The following is a 21,193-nucleotide window of genomic DNA, read 5'->3' as shown; positions in this document are numbered from 1 at the left end:
ATGTCTGCGCCCGAACAATTCCTCGTCGACAACGCTGCGGGCTGGCGTCTCGCCATGACGCGCGTGAGCCCGCCCGAAACGACGAAACCCGGCCTGAGGCCGGTCCTCATCATCCCTGGCTATGGGATGAACTCGTTCATCTTCGGCTTCCACCCCGAAGGCCTCTCGCTGGTCGAGGCGCTCGCCGCGCGGGGCCACGAGGTTTGGACGGTCGACCTTCGTGGCCAAGGCCGGACCATTCGCGCGCGCGGCTCGCTCCGCTACGGGATGGCCGAGCTCGCCATCGAAGACGTGGCCGCCGCCATCAAGCACGTCGTCACGAACACACGTACTGGCGCCGACAAGGTCGACCTCATCGGCTGCAGCCTCGGCACGGCGCTCGCGTTCGCTCACGTCGCATGCGTGCCTGAATCGCCCGTGCACGCCATCGTCTCGCTCGGTGGGCTCGTCACGTGGAAGGAAGCGCACCCCATCGTGCGATTCGCGTTCGGTTCACCGTGGCTCGCTGGAATGCTCCGCGTGAAGAACACGAGGCAGATGGCGCGCGTCGCCCTCCCCGTCTTGGCGAAGGTCGCCCCGTCGGTGCTCTCGGTCTACTTGAACCATCGTTCGACGGATCTCTCGCAGTCGCATCGCATGGTGCAGACCGTCGAAGACCCGCATCCGGTCATCAATCGCGAGATCGCGGAGTGGATCCAACGCGGCGATCTCGTGGTGGACGGGATCAACGTCTCGAAGAAGCTTGCAAGCTTCACCCATCCGTTCCTCTGCGTCGTCGCCAACGACGACGGCATCGTTCCTCCCGCCACGTCGCGTCACACGTACGACGTCATCGGGTCGAGCACGAAGGAGATCCTCTTCGTCGGCGATGCAGATCTGCCCATCGCTCACGCCGATCTCTTCCTCTGTCGCGGCGCCGAAGATCGTGTCTTCGCGCCGATCGCGAACTTCCTGCACGACGTCTGACCGCTCAGCCCGGGCAAACGCCGACGCCAGCGTGGCGCGCCTCCGGCAGCCCGACTCGAGCAAGACACGCGAGACCTGGTGCCTCGCCTGCCCCCGCCGAATCCCCCTGATTCCGGCCCAACCCCGTACGGGTTTTCCATGATAGGCGCGAAACATCTGTTTCCGGTACGATCGACGGCAGTAGGGGGGGCGATCCAAGGCCAGGATGATTTCGGCGTCGAAATGCCCGTGTCCCAGCACGTGTAGGATATCGGTGTACTCCAAAGGCCTGCGGCCGAGGGTGCCGGAGCCCATCCGCCTTCGCGGCTGCCGAGAGCTGCGCTAAGAGCGCTGCCACTCCATGAAGGTGCTCGTCGTCGAAGACGATCTGAAGCTCGAACGGTTCCTCGTGAAGGCGCTCACGGAGGAAGGTTACGTCGTCGATGGTTGCCGGAGTGGACAGGACGCCGTGGCCCAGGCCTCCGGCATCGCCTACTCGTTGATCATCCTCGACTGGATGCTGCCCGACCTCGACGGCGTGAGCGTCTGCCGGCAGATCCGTCGCTCGGGCTGCACCGTGCCGATCCTCATGCTCACGGCGCGCGCCGAGATCGGCGAGCGCGTCATCGGGCTCGACGCCGGCGCCGACGACTATCTGACGAAGCCGTTCGCGCTCGACGAGCTACTCGCTCGCGTCCGCGCCGCGATCCGCCGCGGGGGCGTCGAGCAACGTACGCTCCGCGTGGGTTCGCTCGCCATCGATCTCATGGAACACGTCGTCCACGTCGCCGGCGTGAAGCTCGACGTCACGCCTCGCGAGTATTCACTCCTCGTTCTCTTCACCCGCAACGCGGGGCGCGTCATCACGCGCGCCGAAATCCTCTCGCAGGTCTGGCAGACGCTCCGCGATCCCGGCAGCAACGTCATCGAAGTGAACATCCGCAACCTGCGCGAAAAGCTCGGTCCCGCGGCCCCGCAGCTCGAAACCGTGCGCGGCTCCGGCTACCGGCTCTGTCTCATCGAAGAGCAGGCATGAAGCTACGGCGTCGCCTCGCACTCGCCTTCGCGTTGTGCTCGAGCGCGATGCTGATCGTCTCCCGCATGGCGACCATCGAGTCGTTCCGGCGCATGCAGCAGTACCAGCTCGACGAAGGCCTTCGTGCCCGCGCCGAGAAGGAAGGCAGCGAGGTCGCCCTCGTCGGACGAAAAGCGCTCGAAGCCGAGTACGATGCGCAGGAAGAGGCGCCCGATCCGCTCGAGCAGCTCGTCACGTACGGCGCCCTCTACCGAAGCGACGGCACGCTCGTCGCCGATACGTCTTCGTTCTCGCATGCGCCGAACCTCCGCGAGCTCGGCTTCGACACCACTGCGCTACAGAAGCTGCGCGGCGACTGCTTCGACTTCAAGTTTCACGGACACCAGCTTCGCGGCGTTCTCGTCGAGGTGAAGACGACACACCCCGTCGAGCGGCTCATCCTCCTTCTCGCCGCCTCCCGCCGCGACATGGATGCAGACGCACGCCAGCTCCTCGCCGTCGGCTGGTGGATTCTCGCGGCGTCGATCCCGCTCAGCCTCGCGGTCGGCTGGTGGTTCGGGCGGCGCATGACACGCGAAGTGGAGAGCCTCGCCGAGGCGGCGCAGGCCGTGACCGACGGTGAGCTCGACGTCCCGTTCGAAGCGTCGACCACGCAGGCCGAGGAGGTCGCGGCGCTGCAAACGACGCTCCGTGACATGGTCCAGCGGTTGAAGTCGCTGCTCGAGACGGAGCGTCGCTTCGCATCGAACGCCGCGCACGAGCTGCGCTCTCCGCTCGCCGTCCTGCGCGGCGAGCTCGAACTCGCCTTACGAAGGCCGCGGACCGCCGAGCACTACGCCGACGTCGTTCGCGACGCGCTCGACGATACGAACCGGCTCATTGACCTCGCCGAGAACCTTCTCGTCGTCGCGCGCGCAGCAAGCGGCGTCGTCGCGAACGCCGAAGAAGTGCAGATCCGCGAGATCGTCGAGTCCGCACTCCAGACGTCCGGTACCAAGAGTGAAGAGGTCGACGTCGAGATCGTGGACGCCGATAGCATCGTCGGCGTGCGCGAAGATCTCGTGCGCATTCTCCGCAACCTCCTCGACAACGCGCGCGACCACGGCGGGGGCACCTCCCCCGTACGCGTTCGCGTGAGGCGTGCGCTCGTCTCCGGCCGAAACTTCGTCCGCATCGCAATCGAGGACGATGGCAAGGGCGTAGCCCTCGACGATCGCGAGCGCGTCTTCGAGCACTTCCACCGGGGCGCAGACGCTCGCAAGAGCTCGGGCGCAGGCCTCGGCCTGGCGATCGCACGCGAGCTCGCACGCAAACACGGTGGTGACCTCGTCCTCGAATCGGCGCAGAAACCGACGCGGTTCGTCGTCACGTTGCCTGCCCACACGCCGGCGTCGAGCGAGCGCACCTCGTCGCGCAACGTCACAGGGATCGCCACGACCCCGCCACCTACGAGAAATCAAAACGTTCTCCCGAGATGAAGATCATTTCATCTTGAATTCAGGGCTTCGGCCACCGTCGGTCGTACCAATGGGTGGACCGAGCGCGGCATGCTTGCGCGCTCTGCCAAGGAGAACGAGATGAAGCGTTCCAAGTCTGTGTTCGTCTTCGTGGGTGTTGCGGCGATCGGCGGGATCCTCTCGATTGCAACCGCGGGCGCAGCCTCGCCGAGCGTCATCGAACTCGGAGGCAAGGACGGCGGCGGCCACATCGAACTTGGCGGCAAGGACGGCGGCGGCCACATCGAACTTGGCGGCAAGGACGGCGGCGGCCACGTCGAACTTGGCGGCAAGGACGGCGGCGGCCACATCGAACTTGGCGGCAAGGACGGCGGCGGCCACGTCGAACTTGGCGGCAAGGACGGCGGCGGCCACGTCGAGCTCTGAGCCGAAACACAACCAAGCCTAACTTTCCGATGAAGCGGTGCCGGTCGCGATGGCGACGGGTGCCGCTTCGGCTTTTGTGCGCTTCCTCAACGCCATTCGTGGACGGGCCGCTCGCTATCGCTCCACTCGACGTAACGAGCGAGCATGCCGCTTGCAGCCCGCGCATCGGTCATCCGCGCAGCAAGCGCATCGTAGTGACGTCGCTGCCAGCGGGCGCCGGTCATGCGCCGCGCGACACGTTCGCGCACGATCGAGAGCCAGCGCTCGGCTTCCCCGGCATCGACGCCTGCGTCGACCAGTCCCTCGCCTGCCAAACGCACGAGGTGGTCTCGCAGTTGGAAGGTCGTTCGTCGCTCCGCGTCCGGCCCCGCGTGCGGCCACAGGAGCGGCGCGTCCAGGCCGTAGCGAGCCGCACGATAAAAGTCGTCACGGACGTCGGTGAACGGCGTACGCGCGACGAACGCATCGACCTCTTTGGCGAACGCGAGCGTGAGCCCGAGCGCGAACGCCGCATTCGCGACCATGTCCTTCACGGTCGGGCCCGCGGGAAGCGCGCGCATCTCGATCCGCACGTGCCCGCCGGCCGCGGGATCGTAAACCGGTCGGTTCCATCGCCAGACGGTGCCGTTGTGGAGGCGAAGCTCCCAGAGCTCGGGCACACCACCGAGCGCGACCACCGACTCCGGCTCTTCGTCCGCGAGCTGAGGAAGAAGCGGCTCGTGCAGCGCGACCGACTCCGCGAAGAGCTCGGCGACACCGCGCGTCGTCCATCCATGGCCAAACGAAACGCGCGATGGCCCCGGGGTACCGCGGGCCCGATCGTCGACGCTCTGCGGAAAGAGTGCGATGCGCGTCTCGTCCCAGAGCTTTCGCCCGAGAAACATCGGAGAGTTGCCGGCGGCAGCAAGGACGAACGCGGTCGCGACCTGCGCAGCGTTGTACGTGCGAGCGAAGTCGGCAGGGTCCACGCGGAGATGCACCTGGAACGAGGTATTCGCCCCCTCGAACGTGACGTCGTGCGCGGTTACCTCGAGGATGTCTTCGCCTTCGATGCGCATCGCGAAGGGCTCGCGACGAATGCGACGGACGCCCTGGGAGAGCGCACGATAGCGATGGCTTTGGGTGAGTGCGGACGGCGTGAGGTCGGCCTCGGTGAGCGTCGGCAGGATCCCCGTCATCACGACGCGGGCGCCATGCCTCGCCGCCGCCTTCTTCACCGCAACGAGCGCGGAGGCCAGCTCCTGCTCCATCGCCTCGAAGGGGCGCCCGGCGAGCGGCGACGGACAGGCGTTGATCTCGACGTTGAACCGATCGAGCTCCAGGGTGATGCGCGGATCGTCTGTGCTCGCCACGACGTCGAGATTGATGGGATTGGGCCGAAAGTCGGCATCGACCAGATCGAGCTCCAGCTCGGCGCCGATCGTCGTCTTCCCAACGCCGAAGCCAGGACGAGACACCACGCGCTCGAGTGCCCCCACCGAGCGACGCAGCTTCTCGGCGAACTGATCGTAGTCGCGCTCTACGAAGCCTTCGGCTTGGATTTCCGCGCCCATCGCCCACCTCACGAAATTCGACGCGTAAAGACGACCTCGTCGGGAACGCCCACCCGACGTCGATAGCCACACAGATGCATCAGCGGAGTGGTGAAGCTTCGCTGCGCATCGGGGTCGACAACGAGTCGATCGCTGTCACTCTCGCGCGCGACCCCCGGCAGCAGCGAGAGCATCCGCCCAGCCGGCAAACGCTGGAGCACGCCCGAAGCACGCAGCCAGAACGGCGCGAGCTCGCGGACGATGAAATAGCCGTCTTCGCCCTGACCTTGATAACGCGGCATCAAGATCAGCCCGGCGTACGGCACGCGAATGGGGCCGCGCCGATCGACGGCCACCACCTCGCCCTCGCCGACGCGATCGAAGCTCGAAAAGCCGGAGAGCATCGAGAACTCGTCCTCCGGCGAAACGACGTGACGATGACGAACCTCGACGACGCGCGGTCCACGACATGCCGACGTGGCGAGCAGCGCGCGGTGCGGCTCGAGATCGGGAACGTCGCTGGCATCGAGGCAGCCGAGCTCCACGAGCATGATCCAGAGCGCTGCGAGATGACGCGCGTGCGCCCGTGGGTCGTCGTGCTTGCCGGCCTCGAAAGCAACGGCCAGGTGACCACGATCGGCGCACCATCCGAGCATCGAACCGTCGATGGTCTCCTCGAGGCCCAAGATCGCCGGTACCGGCAGACCGAGGCCCACCCTGCGATTGGCAAGCGTATCGGCGAAGCACACGAACGGCTCGCTCGTTCCCGACGTCGTGTGCAGATCGAGAAACGCGAGCTGACCGTTGTGCGTTTCGAGCGCGAGAAAGGCGTCGAGAAGGTCGCGCTGCTCGGCGTCTTCGCTCGCGAGGGTCGCGCGGTCCGCCAGCGACAGGGCATCGAGCTCGAGGGGATGCCAGCGCCGGTTGAGATCGCGCTCGAGAAACCGCACCCCGCGAGCAAGCGCGGGACGGTTGCCGCTGAACGCCACGACGCGCCCGCGAAGGACTTCGCGCTTCTCGTCCAAGCCCTGCATCAGCTCGAGCGCCGCGAGAACCCCCGCGGGCTCGTTGCCGTGCAGGCCTCCCGTGATGATCACCGTGGGACCGGGCTCCGGACCGGTCACGTCACCGATGACACGCGGAAGCGATTTCCCTCGCAAGAACAGCTCGGCGTTGGACTCTCCGGACTCCACGCCAAGACGCGCAGCACATCACGTGCCGGCGGGTCTGCGTTCGTACGTCGACGACGCCCGGGCGCCTTCGCTCAGGCGCGCTCGAGCTCGTAGAAGAGAACCGGCGCGTCGTGCTTGGCCCAAAGACCGCAGCCGACCGGCGTGAAGTGACGCTCGAGCCGCTTGCGATACCAAGCGCCCGTGCGCCCGTGAACCTTGATGTCCGTCTTCGCGTCGTCGCACACCTCTTCGATATCGCTCTTCGTGATGGCCTCGAGATAAAGGAAGCCGCCACTCATCGCCGCGAGGTTCTCGATGGCCTTGGCGCACTGCTCGTCGTCGAGGTACGGAAGGACGCCCTGACAAACGACGAGGTCGTACGACTCCTTGTCATGCCACTTCGTGATGTCGCGAAGCTCATGACCGTACTGCTCGCACGCGTACTTGCTCACTTCGACGGAGCGATACTTGGTCTTTGGGCGATGCTTCTTGAACCAGTCTCGCCAGAGACCGACGCCCGCGCCCACGTCGAGCGCCGTATCGATCGGAAACTGCCACCAGTCGAGAAACGACGTCACCGCCGAGCAGAGCCGTGCGACCTCTTCGGGGCCGTGTACGCGCGTGCGCTTCTCGCCGTAGTAACGGCCGTAGTACGCCTCGTCGAAGGTCTCCGACTTCCCCTCGACCCGCTTGCCTGGGTTGCCTCGATTCCCGCGCCCGGTCCGCTCTGCCATCGCGCGCACCCTACCCCACCGGCTCCGATGCATCCACGAGGATCGCGGGCGGCACCTGGGGCCACGACCATTGACCGGACCGCGACCCGGCACGAGCGGGACGGTACGGGATGATGCGCGCACGACTCGTCGCGCTGCTCGCTACGTGCATCGCGCAGGGATGCGGAGGACTACGATCGCCCGCGCCGAAAGCCGCGTGCGACGGCGACGACTTCGGAATGTCGCTGCTGGCCTCGCTGTGGCCCATCCTGGGCGCACGGCACGGGGACTGAGCGTCACTCGTAGCGGAGCGCTTCGATCGGATCGAGCTGCGAGGCTTTGCGCGCCGGATACAGACCGAAGACGATGCCCACGAGCGCGCTGAAGCCCACCGAAACGACGATGACGTCGACCTGAATCTGCATCGGCCACCGGAACTTCGAGGCGAGCCATCCTGCGACGCCCACCCCCATGGCGACACCGATGAGGCCTCCGGCGATCGAGAGCACGAGGGCCTCGATCAAAAACTGCAAGAGGATGCTGTGCGGCTTCGCGCCGATGGCCATGCGCACGCCTATCTCGCGTGTTCGCTCGGTGACACTCACCAGCATGATGTTCATGATGCCGATGCCGCCGACGATGAGCGAAACGGCAGCCACGCTGGCGAGAAGCGTGGTCATCGTCTCCGTGCCCTGCTGCTGAGCACTCGCGATTTCGGTGAGATTTCGGATCGAGAAGTCGTCGTCGGCACCGGGCGCGAGATGGTGTCTGTCACGGAGGAGCGTGCGGATGTCGGCCAACGCACGCTGGGTGGTGTCCGCGCTCGTGGCCTGCACGAACATCTGGCCGCTCAGGTATTTGCCGAGGCCGCCCTGGATGCGGTGCGCGAACGTCGTCGAGGGAATGAAGGCCGCGTCGTCGTAGTCCTGGCCGTTCGACGACTGCCCTTTCTTTCCGGCCACGCCGATAATCGTGAAGGGCGTGGTGCCGATGCGCACGGTCTGCCCCACCGGATTCGCGGAGGCGCCGAAGAGGCGCTCCACCACGGTCTGCCCGAGAATGACGACCTTTGCTCCACCGTCGACGTCGGATTGCATGAAGCCCTCGCCCATCGCGATCGGCCAGCTTCGAATGTCGAAATACTCCGGCGTTGTCCCGGTCACGCTCGTCGTCCAGTTCATCTCTTCGCTGACGAGTGACTGGGTCGAACGGAGCGACGGAGCCACCGCGCGCACCGTGCCCACCTCGTTCTTGATGGCCGCGAGATCGTCCCACGTGAGCGTGGGCATCGAGCCGAAGCCGCCGAACGAGCCGCCCGAGGTCGTCGAGCCCGGAAGGATGATGAGCAAGTTCGTGCCCATCGCCGAGAACGCCGCTTCGACCTGGGCCTTGGCCCCTGCGCCGATGGCCATCATCGCGATGACGGCGCCAACGCCGATGATGATGCCGAGGGTGGTGAGGAAGGACCGCAGCTTGTTGCGCAGAACGGCTCGGAGGGCGATGCGCAACGTCACGAAGGGGTTCATGTCGCGCTCTCCTCCACCACGGGCTCCGCCGCTTCCGGCGCCGGAGGAACCTCGGCGACGCGCGGGGTTTGTTTGGTATCGGAGACGATCAGGCCGTCTTTGACGACGATGACGCGCGAGGCGTACTCGGCGATGTCCGGCTCGTGCGTGACGAGCACCACGGTGATGCCTGCGCGCCCGAGCTCCTGGAACAGCGCCATGACCTCGATGCTGGTGCGCGAATCGAGGTTGCCGGTGGGCTCGTCGGCGAGGATGACCTTCGGCTCGCCGACCAGCGCGCGCGCAATCGCCACGCGCTGCTGCTGACCACCGGAGAGCTGCGACGGCGTGTGATCGAGTCGTTTACCGAGCCCGACGCGCGTGAGCGCCGCGGTGGCGCGACGATGACGCTCGGTGCTGCGCACGCCGCGATAGACGAGCGGCAGCTCCACGTTCTCGAGCGCCGAGGTTCGCGCGAGCAAGTTGAAGTTCTGGAAGACGAAGCCGAGGACTTCGTTGCGAGTCTCGGCGAGCTCGTCGCGATCCATCTTGGCGACCTGGCGCCCCGCGAGCGTGTACGTCCCCGCGCTCGGGCGGTCGAGGCAGCCGAGGATGTTCATCAGCGTCGACTTGCCCGAACCGGACGAGCCCATGATGGCCACGAACTCGCCCGGAAAGACGTCGATGTTCACGCCCCGGAGCGCATGCACCTCGACGTCACCGGATTTGTAGACCTTGTGGACGTCGTGGACGGCGATGAGCGACTGCGCGGACATGGTCAGAACATGCGCCCCATGCGAGGCGGGCCGCCACCAGGCGCGCCACCGCTCGTGGAGGCGGGCTTGCCCGAAATGGTGACGTCGACGACGACTTCGTCGCCGGGTTTGAGATCGCCGTGGACGACTTCGCTCACGGTGCCGTCCGAGAGGCCCGAGACGATGTTGACCGGCTGGGGAGTGCCTCCGCGCTGCACGTAGATCGTGCGTCGCTCGTTGCCCTCGTGGCGCGCTCCACCGGAAGGGCCACCCGCTCCGGGCGGACGAGGGCCGTGACGTCCGGCGAACGAACCGCCCGGCGCGGCCGAGCCAGAACCCGCCGGCGCAAGGGTGGAGGCGACTTCGGCCGGCGGTCGGAAGCGAAGCGCCGAGTTCGGCACGGCGATCACGTCGTCGCGCTCGGCGTAGAGGATGGTAACGGTCGCCGTCATGCCGGGACGCAAGCGAAGGTCGTTGTTGTCGACGTCGATGACGGCGTCGTACGTGACCACGTTCTGGACCGTCTGCGCGGCGTTGCGGATCTGACCGACCTTGCCTTTGAAGGTCTGGCCCGGAAACGCGTCGACGGTGAACGTGGCGTCCATCCCGGACTGGAGGCGCCCGACGTCACCCTCGGCCACGCTCGTGTGCACCTGCATCTTGCGCAGGTCCTCGGCGATCGTGAAGAGAACGGGCGCTTGCAGCGAAGCGGCCACGGTCTGCCCGATGTCGACGCTGCGCGAGATGACCGTGCCGTCGATGGGCGAGAAGATATCCGTGTACGAGAGGTTCACCTGTGCCTGGTGGAGCGACGCTCCCGCCTGCGCAAGCGATGCTTTCGCCACGTCGGTCGCCGCCTTCATGACGTTGACGTTGGTCTCGGCGGTCTGCAGATCGGCCGCGGACGCGAGCGTCTGCTCGAAGAGCGCCTTCGTACGCGCGAGGACGAGCGTGGCGTCCTTCTCCTGGGCTTCGGCACGCGCGACGCCCGCCTTGGCCGAGAGGGAGTTTGCATGCGCCTGCTCGACGGCCGCCTGGAACAGCTGCGGATCGAGCTTGGCGATGAGCTCGCCCTTCTTCACCGTCGAGTTGTAGTCGACGTTCAATTTGGAGATACGCCCGCTCACCTGCGCGCCGACCTGAACGGTGACCGTTGCCTGGAGCGTGCCGCTGGCCGTGACCTTCGCCGTGATCTTCCGCTTCTCGATGGGCGCCGTCTTCCACGCGATCTCGGGGCAGCGTGCGCCTTTTGCCAGCGCCAGATACCGAACGCAGCGCCTGCGACGACGACGAGAGTGACGATCCAGCCTACGTACTTTTTCATGACGTTCCGGAGCAGCGGGCGAGCGCGAAGAGTGCCTCGAGACGGGCGCGAACGACATCGAATTCCCGGAGGGCGAGCTCGATCTCTGCTTGGCGCAAGGACGACGCGGCGATCACGAGCTCGAGGCTCGTGCCCTGCCCTGCGCGATAGGCGGTCTGGGTGAGTTGGTCGACTTGGTACGCCAGCTGACGCGTCTGGCGCGCGACCTCGAGCGAAGCCTCGGCCACGCCGACGTTGCGTCGCGCCTGTTGGATTTCGACGGTCGCCGTTCGACGCGCGGCTTCGAGCGCGAACCCCGCTTCGTCTCGAAGCGCGCGGTTCGACCGGAGCGAGCCATAGCGCACGCCACCATCCCAGATGGGAACCGTCAGGATGCCCTGCACGTTCCACGTGGCTTGCGGAGCCGCGCCCGTGTCCTGCGTGGTCGTCGAGAACGTGCTGCCGAGCGAGAGCGTCGGAAGAAACGAGAGCTCGACGTTGTGGACGTTCCTTTCGGCGACCTCCACGCGCTTCTGCGCAGCGGCGATGTCGGGGCGCTCGGCGAGCTCCTTGAGCGCAGGACAGCTTTGCTCTGCGCCTCCCATCACGTCGTCGAGCTTGACCCCTGGCGGCACGCCGACCGCCTCGGGGATGCCGACGGCGAGACCGAGCGCCTCGCGCGCCCTGCGGAGGGCCTCGTCGCCCGTCACGAGCGTGGCTCGCGCGGCGGCGACGTCTTGGTCGGCGCGAACGACGTCGAGCCCCGTCGCAACACCGAGACCGCGCTTTCGCACGGTGAGCTCATGACGTTCGAGCGACGATCGCAGACCGACGCGATTGAGTTCGGCGACGCGCTCCGCGGCCACGACACCGACGATGGCCGTCGACACGGCCAGCGTGATGGTTCGGTTCGTGTCTTCGGCCGAAAGCTTCTGGACCTTCTCGTTCACCTTGCCGGTTCCAATGGCCTGCCACGCCTGCAAGTTCACGAGCGACTGCTGGAGCTGCACGTTCGCCGTGAGGTAATTGCTCTGCGGGGTGGTGATCGTGCGGACGGGAGCGGCCGCGCCCGTGTTGCCCGAGCTACTGCCCGAGAACGTGGCGGTCTCGTTCGTGATGAACTGGTGAGGGATGGTCGCCGTCGCGTTGATGGTCGGCAGCACCGCCGCGAGCGCCGTTCGCGTTTGTGCCTCCGCGCGACGGACCTCGGCGTACGCCGTCGCGAGGTCGGTCGAGCGCGCGCGAACGAGCGAGAGCGCATCCCCCCACGAGCCGAGTTGACGATTCGCCGGCGGTATGGGCGCGAGCATCGGATCGTCGACCACGATGGTCGGCATCGGCGGAAGCGCCGTCGGCGGCGTCACGGGTTGCGTCGCGGGACGCCCCGGCGCCGGCGCGGCAGGCGACGGCTGCACGGGGGGCGGCTGACCCGGCACGGGCTGGAGCACGGTCGGGGGAGATGGTGGCGCCGGAGTGACAGCGGGTGCGGCCGGAGCGGCTTGAGCGAAGGCCGACGACGGCGCAAGCGCGAGCGCCAACACGACCACCGCGCGTGCTGCGCGAGCCGCACGTGCCGCACGACAGGTGTTTCCAACTGCCCTCGGGGCACCGTTCGAGCCCGAGCATTTCGCGCCCTTTGAGAGCGCTGAGAATCGCCCGCAGAGTCGCGGGTTGCGAAGCTTCACGACACGATACGATGCCGCCTGGGCGGTTTCGATCAAGGAGTTTCCGACGGGAACCGTGCGCGGGTTCACGAGGCGGCCCGCGAAGCCGACATCGACCGACGTCGTTACGTTTTGTTAGCGAATCACGCCCGACGGAGCCCCGTTGCGTTCGTGAGAAGCAGGTCCTTCAGCTCCGACGCGCGCTCGCGCGAGACCGGAACGTGAACACCCGGCTGACCGACCGCGGCTCCCACGAAAAGGCGCGTTTCGCTGCCCTCGCGCTCGAGCTCCTTCACGAAGCGCGGATTGACGAGCCAGTTGCGGTGAACACGGGTGAGCCGTCGACCGAACGAGGCTTCGATCGCCGACAGCGACAGGTCGAGGTCGAACGTGCCGTGCGGCGTATGAACGAACGTCAGTCGATGCGCGGCCTCGAATGCCCACACCTCGTCCGCTTCGAGGAAGATGAGATTGCGCTTGCGTCGCGCGACGATCCGCTGAGGCGGGGCTGGCGTGCCGATCTTCGACGGCCTGCGCTCGAGGATGCGTCGCAAGCACTGCTCGACGCGCTCTTCACTGAACGGCTTGAGCAAGTAGTCGAGCACGCCGAGCTCGAACGCCTCGAGGGCGTGCTCGCGCGAGGCGGTGGCCAAGACGACGAGCGGAGCGCCGGGCTTTGCAGCCAGCCCCCGCACGATCTCGAGCCCATCCTTACCCCAGTCTGCCGCGGTGTCGCTCCCTGCCCTCACCCCGCCACCGGCGGGCGCGAGCTGGACGTCGAGGAACACCACGTCGAGGTCGACGCGCTCGGGCGCAGCACCGAGAGCCTGCCGGGCCTCGTCGGCCGTTCCCACCGCCCCGACGACTTCGGCGAGGCCGGAGCCTTCGAGAAGCTCCACGAGATAGTTGCGCGCAGGCCACTCGTCTTCCACCACGAGGGCTCGAAGACGTCCGTCTTGACTCGTCATGCCCCTACCTCCATAGGCCATGCGACGATCGCCCTCGTACCACGAGACGTCGAAGAGATCGTCAGTGAAGCGCGCTCGTCCTTCAACGAAAGCCGGCGCCGAACTGCATCGAGACCAAATGCCCCGGACCGCGCAGGCGCATCCGGGATGCCAGGACCGTTGTCTTCGATCGTGCAACGAAGGACATGGGCACTGTCGTCGAGATCGACGAGGAGCGCCACCTCGCCACCTTCGCCTCGCGCGAGCGCTCCGTGCTTCACGGCGTTCTCCACGAGCGGCTGGAGCAGCAGCCGGGGCAGGAGCACCTTCGAGGCACGAGGGTCGACGTTCCACTTGAAGACGATCGCTCCGCCGTAGCGCGCTTCGAGAATCGCCGCGTAGCGGCGGAGCCACGCCACCTCGTCTTCGACGGGTTGCATCTCGTCACCGTCGCGCGTCGCATCGCGAAGAAGGTCGCCGAGGGCCGCGAGGAGCCTCCGCGCCTCGCGCGGTTCGTCGGTCACGAGACCGGCGATCGCGTTGAGCGTGTTGAGCAGGAAGTGGGGTTCGAGGTGCGCGCGGAGCCGCGCGAGATCGGCGGCGCTCGTCAAACGCTCGGCCTCGAGGGCACGCACGCGCGCATCCTCGACTGCGAAGGGATAGACGAAGGCGAGTGCCCAAATGCCGAAGTTGAACTGACCGAACAGGAAGCCGAATGCTGCGGCACGCACGGCCGGAGGCGAGAACGGACCTGCCTTCATTCGGAGCGCTGGGAAGACGTAGCCCAGCTCCCAGACGGCCACGGCGAAGAGCCCGCCGAGGATCCCGGCGATCGCCGCGCCGGCGAGGAGGGTCGCAATCGATCCCATCCGGTGCCGCTTCGCCCACTCGAAACTCTGCGACAGAGCCAGCATCAAGAGCGGCATCTGCACGGCGGTCACGGCGAGGCGGAGGAGGACGCGCGGGCGTTCGTGTCCGGCAAGGAGCTCGGTCAACGACTGCAGTGCGACGATGAGGAGAACAACGCCGATGCCGATCCAACGACGTCTCGTCCGGCTGGTCGCCTCGATGTCGTCGCCGCCTGCCACCGGCGTGGCGGCCGTCTTCGAGGCTGGGGGGGTCGAGAGCATGAGGGCCCAATCCTAGTCGCCCAAACGAAGCACGCTCGTAGATCCTTCCTCGAGCAGAGCCGTCCAAGGAAAAAAGGCGGGCTCTGGACGCCCGCGCCCGCGCCCACACACGCGGAAAGCCCCCTGAATACGAGGAGTGGGACCATGCGAATGCTTGTGATGGTGTCCGCGCTTGCGGCGCTCGCGGGATGTGCGAAGGCCGGTCCGCTGACCGAGGCGAAGGCCCCGGATGCGCGGGAGAATCGTGCTCCTGCTCGCACGGCCGAGATTCATGGTGACGAGGTCGGCGTCGCTACGGACGAGCCTCGCGTGCCACGGGGAGACGGTGGACACGAGGAGGTCACGCGCCCGTCGGGGACGTGGATTGGAGCGGCCGCGGCCGGCGAGCAGCTCGCCATGGACACGCGCGAAACGGTCGTCGGCGTGTGGGTCGACGTCCCTGAAGCTCGACCTGAAGCACGGCCTCCCATCGATCTCGCGCTCGTGGTCGATACGTCAGGCTCGATGAGCGGCGAGAAGATCGCAAACGCTCGCGCCGCCGCAGCGACGTTGGTGCGCAAGCTCAAAGACGGCGACATCGTCTCGCTCGACGCGTTCTCCGACGAAGCGCAGACCGTGGTTGCTCCGACCGTCCTCGACGCGACGACGCGGGCCGAGATCCTGCGCCAAGTGAACGAGCTGACACCGTCCGGTGGAACGAACATGTTCGCAGGGCTGAGCCTCGCCGAAGGCCAGTTGTCGCGTGCGCCGCGCTCCCACCCCCTCCGCCGCGTCGTCGTCATCTCCGACGGCAGAGCGAACGTCGGACCGTCGAGTCCGGAGATCCTCGGGGCCCTCGCCGAGCGCGGTCTGCGGGATCACGTGCAGGTCACGTCGCTCGGCGTTGGCACCGACTACGACGAGCGCACGCTGGATGCCCTCGCCGTTCGATCGAATGGTCGCCTCTACCATCTGAGCGAGCCGCGCGAGATGGCAAGCATCCTCCGCACCGAGCTCGCCCTGATCGATGCCACGCTCGCGAGCGACGCGTTCGTCGAAGTCGTGCCTGCGCCGGGCGTTGCCGTTCTCGGCGCCGACGGCCTCCGAACCGAATTCCGCGACGGCGCGCTGCGCATTCCGCTCGGCGCCCTCCATGCAGGCCAACATCGCGAGGCTCTCGTGCGCGTTCGCATCGACGATACCGGCGCCTTCGAGGGTCGAACGCGGTCACTCGCGAGCGTCCGACTCCGATTCCGCGATGCTCACGAAGGAGAGCTCGAACGCGTGCAGGAGGTCGTCGCCCGCACGCAGCTCACGTCCGACGCGGTCGGGATCGCGAAGAGCCAGAACTCGCGCACGCAAGCGATCGTCGCGCTGACGGACGTTGCCCGCACCCAGGTCTCGGCTGCCGCGCGGTTGAGCGACGGAGACTTCGGCGCGGCCGACAAGGAGCTCGAGGCTTCGGAGAGAAGGCTCGCCGCACAGGCGCTCACAGTGACGGCACCGGCGGAGAAGAAGCGACTCGAGGCGGCGGCGGCCTCGATGGCTTCGGCAAGGGCCACCGCCCAGGCCATGCCGGCCAAGCCCAAGGCCGCAGCCCGGGACGAAGCCCTCAAAATGAACGCAGGCGGAATGAGGGCGCTCGGGTTCTGACCCCAACACCGACAAGTCGGGGCTGAACCAATGGGAGGGCGAAGTACCTAGAACGAGAGAAGATCCGAGGGTACAGTCTTCGCGTGAGCGAAACGAGGCCGCCCCCGGACGGCGCAACTGGCGGATCGATCGGGCCCGGCATGCAGCGACCTGCAACCGGGCCAACCCCCATCGTCCCGCTGCCTCATCCCGCGCCTCATGGTGTGCCTCATCCTGGCGGGCCTCCGCCGATGCCTGGGCCGCCGGCTCCAGCTCCACCTCCACCTCCCTACCAAAGCCAGATCATTCCGCAGTTTCAGGCGCCGGCTCCGCCCTATCCTGCACCTCATCCTCCATCCCCCGCAGGCACGGGGGCAATCGCAGGTCCTCCTCCGCCGCCGGGAAGCTCCTCTCGCACGGGCACGCTTCCGTCGGTGCAGGCGGTCACGCCGGTGACCGGCCCGGTGGCTCCAGTTCCAGCGCCGGCCGGCGCGACGGGCCAGTATCCAATGACGGGCCCGCCGCGCATCACCGTCCAGTATCCCAAGGTCGGCACGACCCTGACGAGCAGCCGCGGAAGCTATATCGTTCGCGACGTCATCGGCTCCGGTGAGTTCGGCGCCGTCTACGACTGCATCGGTCCGTTCGACCAAGTCTACGCGCTCAAGATGGTGCGGCCGGCCAATCGACCGTACTCCGAGGTGCAGGCCGAGTGGGCGCGCGAGGTCCAGCGTCTCTTCTCACTGCGCCACCCGAACGTCGTCTACATCTACGACTCGTTCGAGCAGGGCCACCTCTATTATTTGGCGCTCGAGCGTTGCGACCACGCGCTCAAGGAGATGCTCGGCACGCCGATGCAGGAAGGCCTCATCATCGAGATGACGCGCCAGCTGCTCGCGGCCGTGCAATTCCTCCATGACAACGACGTCGTCCACGACGATCTCCACGCCGGCAACGTGCTCATCACGCACAACGATCGGCCGACGGTGAAGATCAGCGACTTCGGCATCAGCCACGAGCTCCGGGGAATGCCGGCCATTCGTCCGAACGTGGTCCATCACGCCATCATGGCGCCGGAGATCCTCGCCACCGGCTACACGAGCAAGCAGAGCGACCTCTATCAGGTTGGCCTGCTCCTCTACTGGATGCTCACGGGAGAACCCGCGATCCAGATGGACGTGCCCTACCAGGAGCTCGTTCGTCAGGTCGCCGAGGGCGAGCCGCGCAAGCGCGCCGAGTCGGTGGGCACGCCGCTCGGTAACCTGATCGCCAAGATGCTGCGCCGCCGCGAAGCCTTCCGCTACACGAGCGCGCGCGAGGTGTGGGCCGATCTGCGCGAGCTGCCGGCGTGGCGTCAGCGTCACTTGTTCCCAGTGAAGTGATCGACAGTCCAACGCGATACACTCCGCGCCGTGTTGCGCGATGCGTCGAGAAGCCGTCGAGAAGCCGTCGAGAAGCCGTCGAGAAGGCCTCATAAAGGTATCGGACGTCGCGCTCACCTTGTCGCCCTTCGGCCATCGTTCTCGCACTCTGTCCGCGCGAGAAAAATCGTGTCGAGCGTCGATGCGGGTGACACGTCCATGGCTGACGTGAAGTAGACTCTGACGAGGATGTCGAGGGGAGCCCAAGCAGCTTCCGGCGCCACGACATACCGAGTGCTCCGCAAACTCGGTCAGCGCGCATTCCATACGTTCGCCGCGATTCGCGAACCGCACGAGCTCGTTGTCGTGCAGCGCTTCGTCAAGGAGCCCATCGCGCGCGCGAACATCGACGACGGAGCGACGGCGCTTTCCGCCGAAGCGCTCGCGCTCATGCTTCGCGACGCACGCTGCCTCGCAAAGCACTGGCACCCGAACATCGCCCGCATTCGCCACGTCGATTTGATCGACGGCGAGCTGTTCCTCGCCAGCGATCTCGTCGACGGCACCACGCTCGAGGACCTGTTCCGCGCGGGCAAAGAGGCGAACGCGAAGGCAAAGCCGAACGCGAAGGTGGATGGTCCTCCCCTCGCCTTGCCGATCCTCGTGCGCGTCCTCGTCGACGTGCTCACGGGTTTGTCGGCGTTGCACGGGCTACGCGACGGGATCAACGCTCCCCTCGGCACGATGCACGGGGCACTCTGTCCCGCCAACGTCGTCGTCGGGCGCGATGGCGTCGCTCGTCTCCTCAATCCGATGCGCCCTCGACCGGTGCGCGTGGAGATGGGCTCCGAGGCGCTCGGCTATGCGGCCCCCGAGTCGCTCGATGCGCCGGGCACATCGGACCAACGAGCCGACGTCTACAGCGTCGGCGTCGTCCTGTGGGAAGCGTTGACCGGGAAGCGTCTCTACGACGAGACCGATCCGGTGCGCGTCCTCCAGCGCCAGCGCGGCGACGACTTGGAGGAGCCCAATCTCGCGGAGACGCCCGACTTCGCGGGGCTCGCGAACGTGGCGATGCGCGCCATCAGCTTCGATCCAGCGCTTCGTTACAAGAACGCGTCGGAAATGGCATCGGACCTGCGGCGCGCAGCGGGCTCGCGTATCGCGTCGGGAAGCGCGGTGGCCGGCGCGGTCGTCGAGCTCACCGGCGATCGATTGCGTGCACGACGCACGGATCTCGACCCAGCGACCTCCGGAATGCGCCGCAAGGCGAGCGAACGCGCCATCGTGGCGATTCGGGCGAACAAGACGCCGACGACGTCGAGCGCGGTCATCACCTCGATCCCGATTCCCGGTCCGGACGACTGGGAGAGCCCGCCGGCCACCGCGCGCGAGGCACCACCTTCGGTCCCGGGGGATCGTCCCACCGTCGCGATGCCCGAGCCGTCCGTGGCCGTTCTCGCGAACGCGGTGGCGGAAGTAGAGCGCCCGGCCCGCGAGCCCGCCTGGGCGAAGCCGTCGGCCGGCTACACGACCGACGCGGCGCCGACCGATCCTTCGGAGCTTACGCCCGGGAGCATGACCGACGCGCCCCCGGCCATCATTGCACCGGCGGCGTCCGTGCCTGAAATTCCGCGCACCGCGCCGATCGCGCCGCCCGTGACGAGAGCTTCGCCTGTCCCGAAGCCGGCACCAACGGTCGCGAAGCCGGCACCTGCACCAGCCAGGCCGATCGCCAAGCCTGCCGTTCCGAAGCCGATCGCGAAGCCGGCGGTGCCCTCGCGCGAGCCCATTCTTCCCGCGCCCGCGCCGGCCCTCGATGCATCTGCCGAGGCGGACGTTGTCGAGGCGGAGCTCGCCGTCGAGGAGCTTCCTGGGCCGCGCGGAAGCGCGCCGGTGGTCGTGGTCGAACTGGCTCCGACGCCGACGACACCGTCGCGCTCGGTTCCGCCGCAAACGATGGCGCTCGTCTCACCGTTGACGCCTCACGTTCCGGCGCCGCCGCAGCCGCCTGCTCCGGACTTCGTGGCCATGCCGGCGCGCTGGGGCACGCCCTCCTCGGAACTCAGTGTCCCCGTTGGCCGAGAGACGAACACGCCGAGCTCGCATCCTGCGGGTGCCGTTGGATTCGAACGGACCACCCCCTCGATCACCGGCGTGCATACGCCCTCGCGACGCATGTTCCGTGTCGCCATCGCGATCGCGGCCGTCGCCATCGGGGTCGCCGCCGTCGCGTTCTTCATGACCAGCTCGAAGACGTCCCCCGTCGAGACGGCGTCGAAGCCCACTCCGCCAACCTCGTCGCACCCCGGCACGCAGCCGAACGCCACGAGTGCACCGGAGCCTTCTGCGGCGGTCACTGCGCCCGCGACGACAGCGATCTCTCCGCCGACGCCGGTAACGACCGCCACGACGGTGGACACCTCATCGAACGGCTCGAACGGAACCGAGCCGCCTGCGACGAACAAGGCGCCGGCCACTCCCGTTGTCGCGCCTGCTGCTTCTGCTCCCGCTCCCACTCAACCAACACGCGCTCCTTCGAAGCCGAAGAAGTCCGTCTACGATCCCCTGGGGATCTGAGGGTCGATGATCACGACCGTCGCCCGCATCAAGCGCGCTTCGCTCGTCTTCGGTCTCACGCTTGCGCTCTCTGCAACCGCCCCCTCGGTCGCGTGGGCGGCGGGCGTGACGCCAGGCGAGGCTACCCCGGTCCAGCGGGAACAAGCGCAGAGCCGGTTTCTCAAGGGTCGCGATCTCTACAACCAGAAGAAGTACGACGCCGCGATCGTCGAGATGCGAGCCTCGCTCGACATCGTCGCCAGCCCCAACACGCGGCTCTTCATTGGTCGTTCGCTCCGCGACATGGGCAAGACGGTCGCCGCGTACGTCGAGCTCGGACGTGCTGCCGTCGAAGCGAGAGAGCTCGCACGCGACGACGCGCGCTACCAGAAGACGGCGCAAGCGGCCGCGGACGAACGCGCGGAGCTCGAACCGAAGCTCGGCTTCGTCGACGTCACGATCGCGCACGCGGCGCCGAACACGACGTTGCGCATCGCCGGTGACGACGTTCGCCCGGGCGGATGGAGCGAGCCCTTGCCGGTGCTTCCCGGCGACTCCGAGATCATCGTCGAGACGCCGGGTCGTTCGCCCATCACACGTACCGTTCACCTGACCGCCGGCAAGCACGAGTCTGTCGCCATCGACGCCGGCACGGAGGGCGATTCGTCGGATGGCGCGACGGCCTCGGTCGACGCGTCGACGCGCTCGGGAAACAAGCTCCGACCGATCGCCTACGTGGCAGGCGGCGTTGCAGCGGTGGGTCTGGCGACGTTCGTCGTGGCGGGATTGATGTCCAATGGGACGTACAGCGATCTCGAAGCCGCGTGCGGGTCGAAGTCATGCCCGCCTGGGCACGAAGACGACATCAGCAAGGGACGTACGCAGCAGACCATCGCCAACGTGGGTCTCGGAGTCTTCGTGGTTGGCGCAGCCGCGAGCGTCACGCTCTTCGTCCTGAGCTCGTCGAAACAGGCGGATACGGCGGCGACCGCGCAGAACAAACATCGCCCGGGCACACGGCTCACGGCCAGCCCGTCATTCGTGGGACTCGAGGGGGCGTTTTGACGATTCGACGAC

Annotated in this window: 18 protein-coding genes; 9 read left to right on the top strand and 9 right to left on the bottom strand. The window is 67.2% G+C overall.

Annotated elements, in window-relative coordinates:
* From AKJ09_RS38085 to AKJ09_RS53605, 4 genes are all read left to right on the top strand, one after another.
* Complete coding sequence (locus tag AKJ09_RS38085) at positions 1–966, top strand: alpha/beta hydrolase (protein WP_146652748.1); 966 nt, start codon at positions 1–3, stop codon at positions 964–966.
* Between the two features lie 340 nt (positions 967–1,306).
* Positions 1,307–1,981, top strand: coding sequence for a response regulator transcription factor (locus tag AKJ09_RS38080; protein WP_146652747.1), 675 nt, complete (start codon positions 1,307–1,309; stop codon positions 1,979–1,981).
* Complete coding sequence (locus AKJ09_RS38075) at positions 1,978–3,459, top strand: HAMP domain-containing sensor histidine kinase (protein ID WP_146652746.1); 1,482 nt, start codon at positions 1,978–1,980, stop codon at positions 3,457–3,459. Before AKJ09_RS38080 ends, AKJ09_RS38075 begins: the two co-directional genes overlap by 4 nt.
* 99 nt (positions 3,460–3,558) lie before the next feature.
* A complete protein-coding gene (locus tag AKJ09_RS53605) occupies positions 3,559–3,864 on the top strand; it encodes a hypothetical protein (protein WP_169928194.1) in 306 nt (101 codons plus the stop codon).
* A gap of 86 nt (positions 3,865–3,950) precedes the next feature.
* Here AKJ09_RS53605 and AKJ09_RS38065 read toward each other — a convergent pair whose 3' ends face one another.
* The 3 genes from AKJ09_RS38065 to AKJ09_RS38055 form a co-directional block, all read right to left on the bottom strand.
* Positions 3,951–5,417, bottom strand: a complete 1,467-nt coding sequence (locus AKJ09_RS38065) for a glutamate-cysteine ligase family protein (protein ID WP_146652745.1) — start codon at positions 5,415–5,417, stop codon at positions 3,951–3,953.
* 8 nt (positions 5,418–5,425) lie between these two features.
* The gene (locus AKJ09_RS38060; protein ID WP_146652744.1) at positions 5,426–6,589 is read right to left on the bottom strand and encodes a succinylglutamate desuccinylase/aspartoacylase family protein; all 1,164 of its coding nucleotides are present in this window, start codon (positions 6,587–6,589) and stop codon (positions 5,426–5,428) included.
* Between the two features lie 71 nt (positions 6,590–6,660).
* Positions 6,661–7,302, bottom strand: coding sequence for a class I SAM-dependent methyltransferase (locus tag AKJ09_RS38055; RefSeq protein ID WP_146652743.1), 642 nt, complete (start codon positions 7,300–7,302; stop codon positions 6,661–6,663).
* 110 nt (positions 7,303–7,412) lie between these two features.
* Between AKJ09_RS38055 and AKJ09_RS53600 the strand changes: the two genes are divergently transcribed.
* A complete protein-coding gene (locus tag AKJ09_RS53600) occupies positions 7,413–7,574 on the top strand; it encodes a hypothetical protein (RefSeq protein ID WP_169928193.1) in 162 nt (53 codons plus the stop codon).
* Between the two features lie 3 nt (positions 7,575–7,577).
* Here the strand turns inward: AKJ09_RS53600 and AKJ09_RS38050 are convergent, their stop codons facing one another.
* The 6 genes from AKJ09_RS38050 to AKJ09_RS38025 form a co-directional block, all read right to left on the bottom strand.
* Positions 7,578–8,807: an ABC transporter permease gene (locus AKJ09_RS38050; protein WP_146652742.1), complete on the bottom strand. Its 1,230-nt coding sequence runs from the start codon at positions 8,805–8,807 to the stop codon at positions 7,578–7,580.
* Entirely contained in the window at positions 8,804–9,562 is a 759-nt protein-coding gene (locus AKJ09_RS38045) for an ABC transporter ATP-binding protein (RefSeq protein ID WP_146652741.1), read from the bottom strand. Before AKJ09_RS38045 ends, AKJ09_RS38050 begins: the two co-directional genes overlap by 4 nt.
* 2 nt (positions 9,563–9,564) lie before the next feature.
* Entirely contained in the window at positions 9,565–10,923 is a 1,359-nt protein-coding gene (locus AKJ09_RS38040; RefSeq protein ID WP_240488741.1) for an efflux RND transporter periplasmic adaptor subunit, read from the bottom strand.
* Positions 10,862–12,292, bottom strand: coding sequence for a TolC family protein (locus tag AKJ09_RS38035; protein WP_146652740.1), 1,431 nt, complete (start codon positions 12,290–12,292; stop codon positions 10,862–10,864). Before AKJ09_RS38035 ends, AKJ09_RS38040 begins: the two co-directional genes overlap by 62 nt.
* Before the next feature lie 359 nt (positions 12,293–12,651).
* A complete protein-coding gene (locus AKJ09_RS38030; RefSeq protein WP_169928191.1) occupies positions 12,652–13,476 on the bottom strand; it encodes a LytR/AlgR family response regulator transcription factor in 825 nt (274 codons plus the stop codon).
* Positions 13,473–14,585, bottom strand: coding sequence for a sensor histidine kinase (locus AKJ09_RS38025; RefSeq protein ID WP_146652738.1), 1,113 nt, complete (start codon positions 14,583–14,585; stop codon positions 13,473–13,475). Before AKJ09_RS38025 ends, AKJ09_RS38030 begins: the two co-directional genes overlap by 4 nt.
* A 144-nt stretch (positions 14,586–14,729) precedes the next feature.
* Between AKJ09_RS38025 and AKJ09_RS38020 the strand changes: the two genes are divergently transcribed.
* The 4 genes from AKJ09_RS38020 to AKJ09_RS38005 all read left to right on the top strand — a co-directional run bounded on the left by AKJ09_RS38020 (position 14,730) and on the right by AKJ09_RS38005 (position 21,181).
* Positions 14,730–16,217, top strand: coding sequence for a vWA domain-containing protein (locus tag AKJ09_RS38020; protein WP_240488739.1), 1,488 nt, complete (start codon positions 14,730–14,732; stop codon positions 16,215–16,217).
* 83 nt (positions 16,218–16,300) lie between these two features.
* The gene (locus tag AKJ09_RS38015; RefSeq protein ID WP_240488738.1) at positions 16,301–17,578 is read left to right on the top strand and encodes a serine/threonine-protein kinase; all 1,278 of its coding nucleotides are present in this window, start codon (positions 16,301–16,303) and stop codon (positions 17,576–17,578) included.
* A 228-nt stretch (positions 17,579–17,806) separates the two neighbouring features.
* Positions 17,807–20,137: a serine/threonine protein kinase gene (locus AKJ09_RS38010; RefSeq protein ID WP_146652737.1), complete on the top strand. Its 2,331-nt coding sequence runs from the start codon at positions 17,807–17,809 to the stop codon at positions 20,135–20,137.
* Between the two features lie 6 nt (positions 20,138–20,143).
* The gene (locus tag AKJ09_RS38005) at positions 20,144–21,181 is read left to right on the top strand and encodes a tetratricopeptide repeat protein (RefSeq protein ID WP_146652736.1); all 1,038 of its coding nucleotides are present in this window, start codon (positions 20,144–20,146) and stop codon (positions 21,179–21,181) included.
* Positions 21,182–21,193 lie beyond the last annotated feature (12 nt).

The sequence above is a fragment of the Labilithrix luteola genome (genome assembly GCF_001263205.1).
In the GTDB taxonomy this organism is placed as follows: Bacteria; Myxococcota_A; Polyangia; order Polyangiales; family Polyangiaceae; genus Labilithrix; species Labilithrix luteola.
This window is presented reverse-complemented; position numbering and strand designations above follow the sequence as displayed.

Bases quoted from the DNA above. Each gene is read 5' to 3' on its own strand.
- AKJ09_RS38085 (WP_146652748.1), top strand. From the start codon at position 1: ATGTCTGCGCCCGAACAATTCCTCGTCGACAACGCTGCGGGCTGGCGT.
- AKJ09_RS38080 (WP_146652747.1), top strand. From the start codon at position 1,307: ATGAAGGTGCTCGTCGTCGAAGACGATCTGAAGCTCGAACGGTTCCTC.
- AKJ09_RS38075 (WP_146652746.1), top strand. From the start codon at position 1,978: ATGAAGCTACGGCGTCGCCTCGCACTCGCCTTCGCGTTGTGCTCGAGC.
- AKJ09_RS53605 (WP_169928194.1), top strand. From the start codon at position 3,559: ATGAAGCGTTCCAAGTCTGTGTTCGTCTTCGTGGGTGTTGCGGCGATC.
- AKJ09_RS38065 (WP_146652745.1), bottom strand. From the start codon at position 5,417: ATGGGCGCGGAAATCCAAGCCGAAGGCTTCGTAGAGCGCGACTACGAT.
- AKJ09_RS38055 (WP_146652743.1), bottom strand. From the start codon at position 7,302: ATGGCAGAGCGGACCGGGCGCGGGAATCGAGGCAACCCAGGCAAGCGG.
- AKJ09_RS53600 (WP_169928193.1), top strand. From the start codon at position 7,413: ATGATGCGCGCACGACTCGTCGCGCTGCTCGCTACGTGCATCGCGCAG.
- AKJ09_RS38050 (WP_146652742.1), bottom strand. From the start codon at position 8,807: ATGAACCCCTTCGTGACGTTGCGCATCGCCCTCCGAGCCGTTCTGCGC.
- AKJ09_RS38045 (WP_146652741.1), bottom strand. From the start codon at position 9,562: ATGTCCGCGCAGTCGCTCATCGCCGTCCACGACGTCCACAAGGTCTAC.
- AKJ09_RS38040 (WP_240488741.1), bottom strand. From the start codon at position 10,923: ATGTCGTTCGCGCCCGTCTCGAGGCACTCTTCGCGCTCGCCCGCTGCT.
- AKJ09_RS38030 (WP_169928191.1), bottom strand. From the start codon at position 13,476: ATGACGAGTCAAGACGGACGTCTTCGAGCCCTCGTGGTGGAAGACGAG.
- AKJ09_RS38025 (WP_146652738.1), bottom strand. From the start codon at position 14,585: ATGCTCTCGACCCCCCCAGCCTCGAAGACGGCCGCCACGCCGGTGGCA.
- AKJ09_RS38020 (WP_240488739.1), top strand. From the start codon at position 14,730: ATGCGAATGCTTGTGATGGTGTCCGCGCTTGCGGCGCTCGCGGGATGT.
- AKJ09_RS38010 (WP_146652737.1), top strand. From the start codon at position 17,807: ATGTCGAGGGGAGCCCAAGCAGCTTCCGGCGCCACGACATACCGAGTG.
- AKJ09_RS38005 (WP_146652736.1), top strand. From the start codon at position 20,144: ATGATCACGACCGTCGCCCGCATCAAGCGCGCTTCGCTCGTCTTCGGT.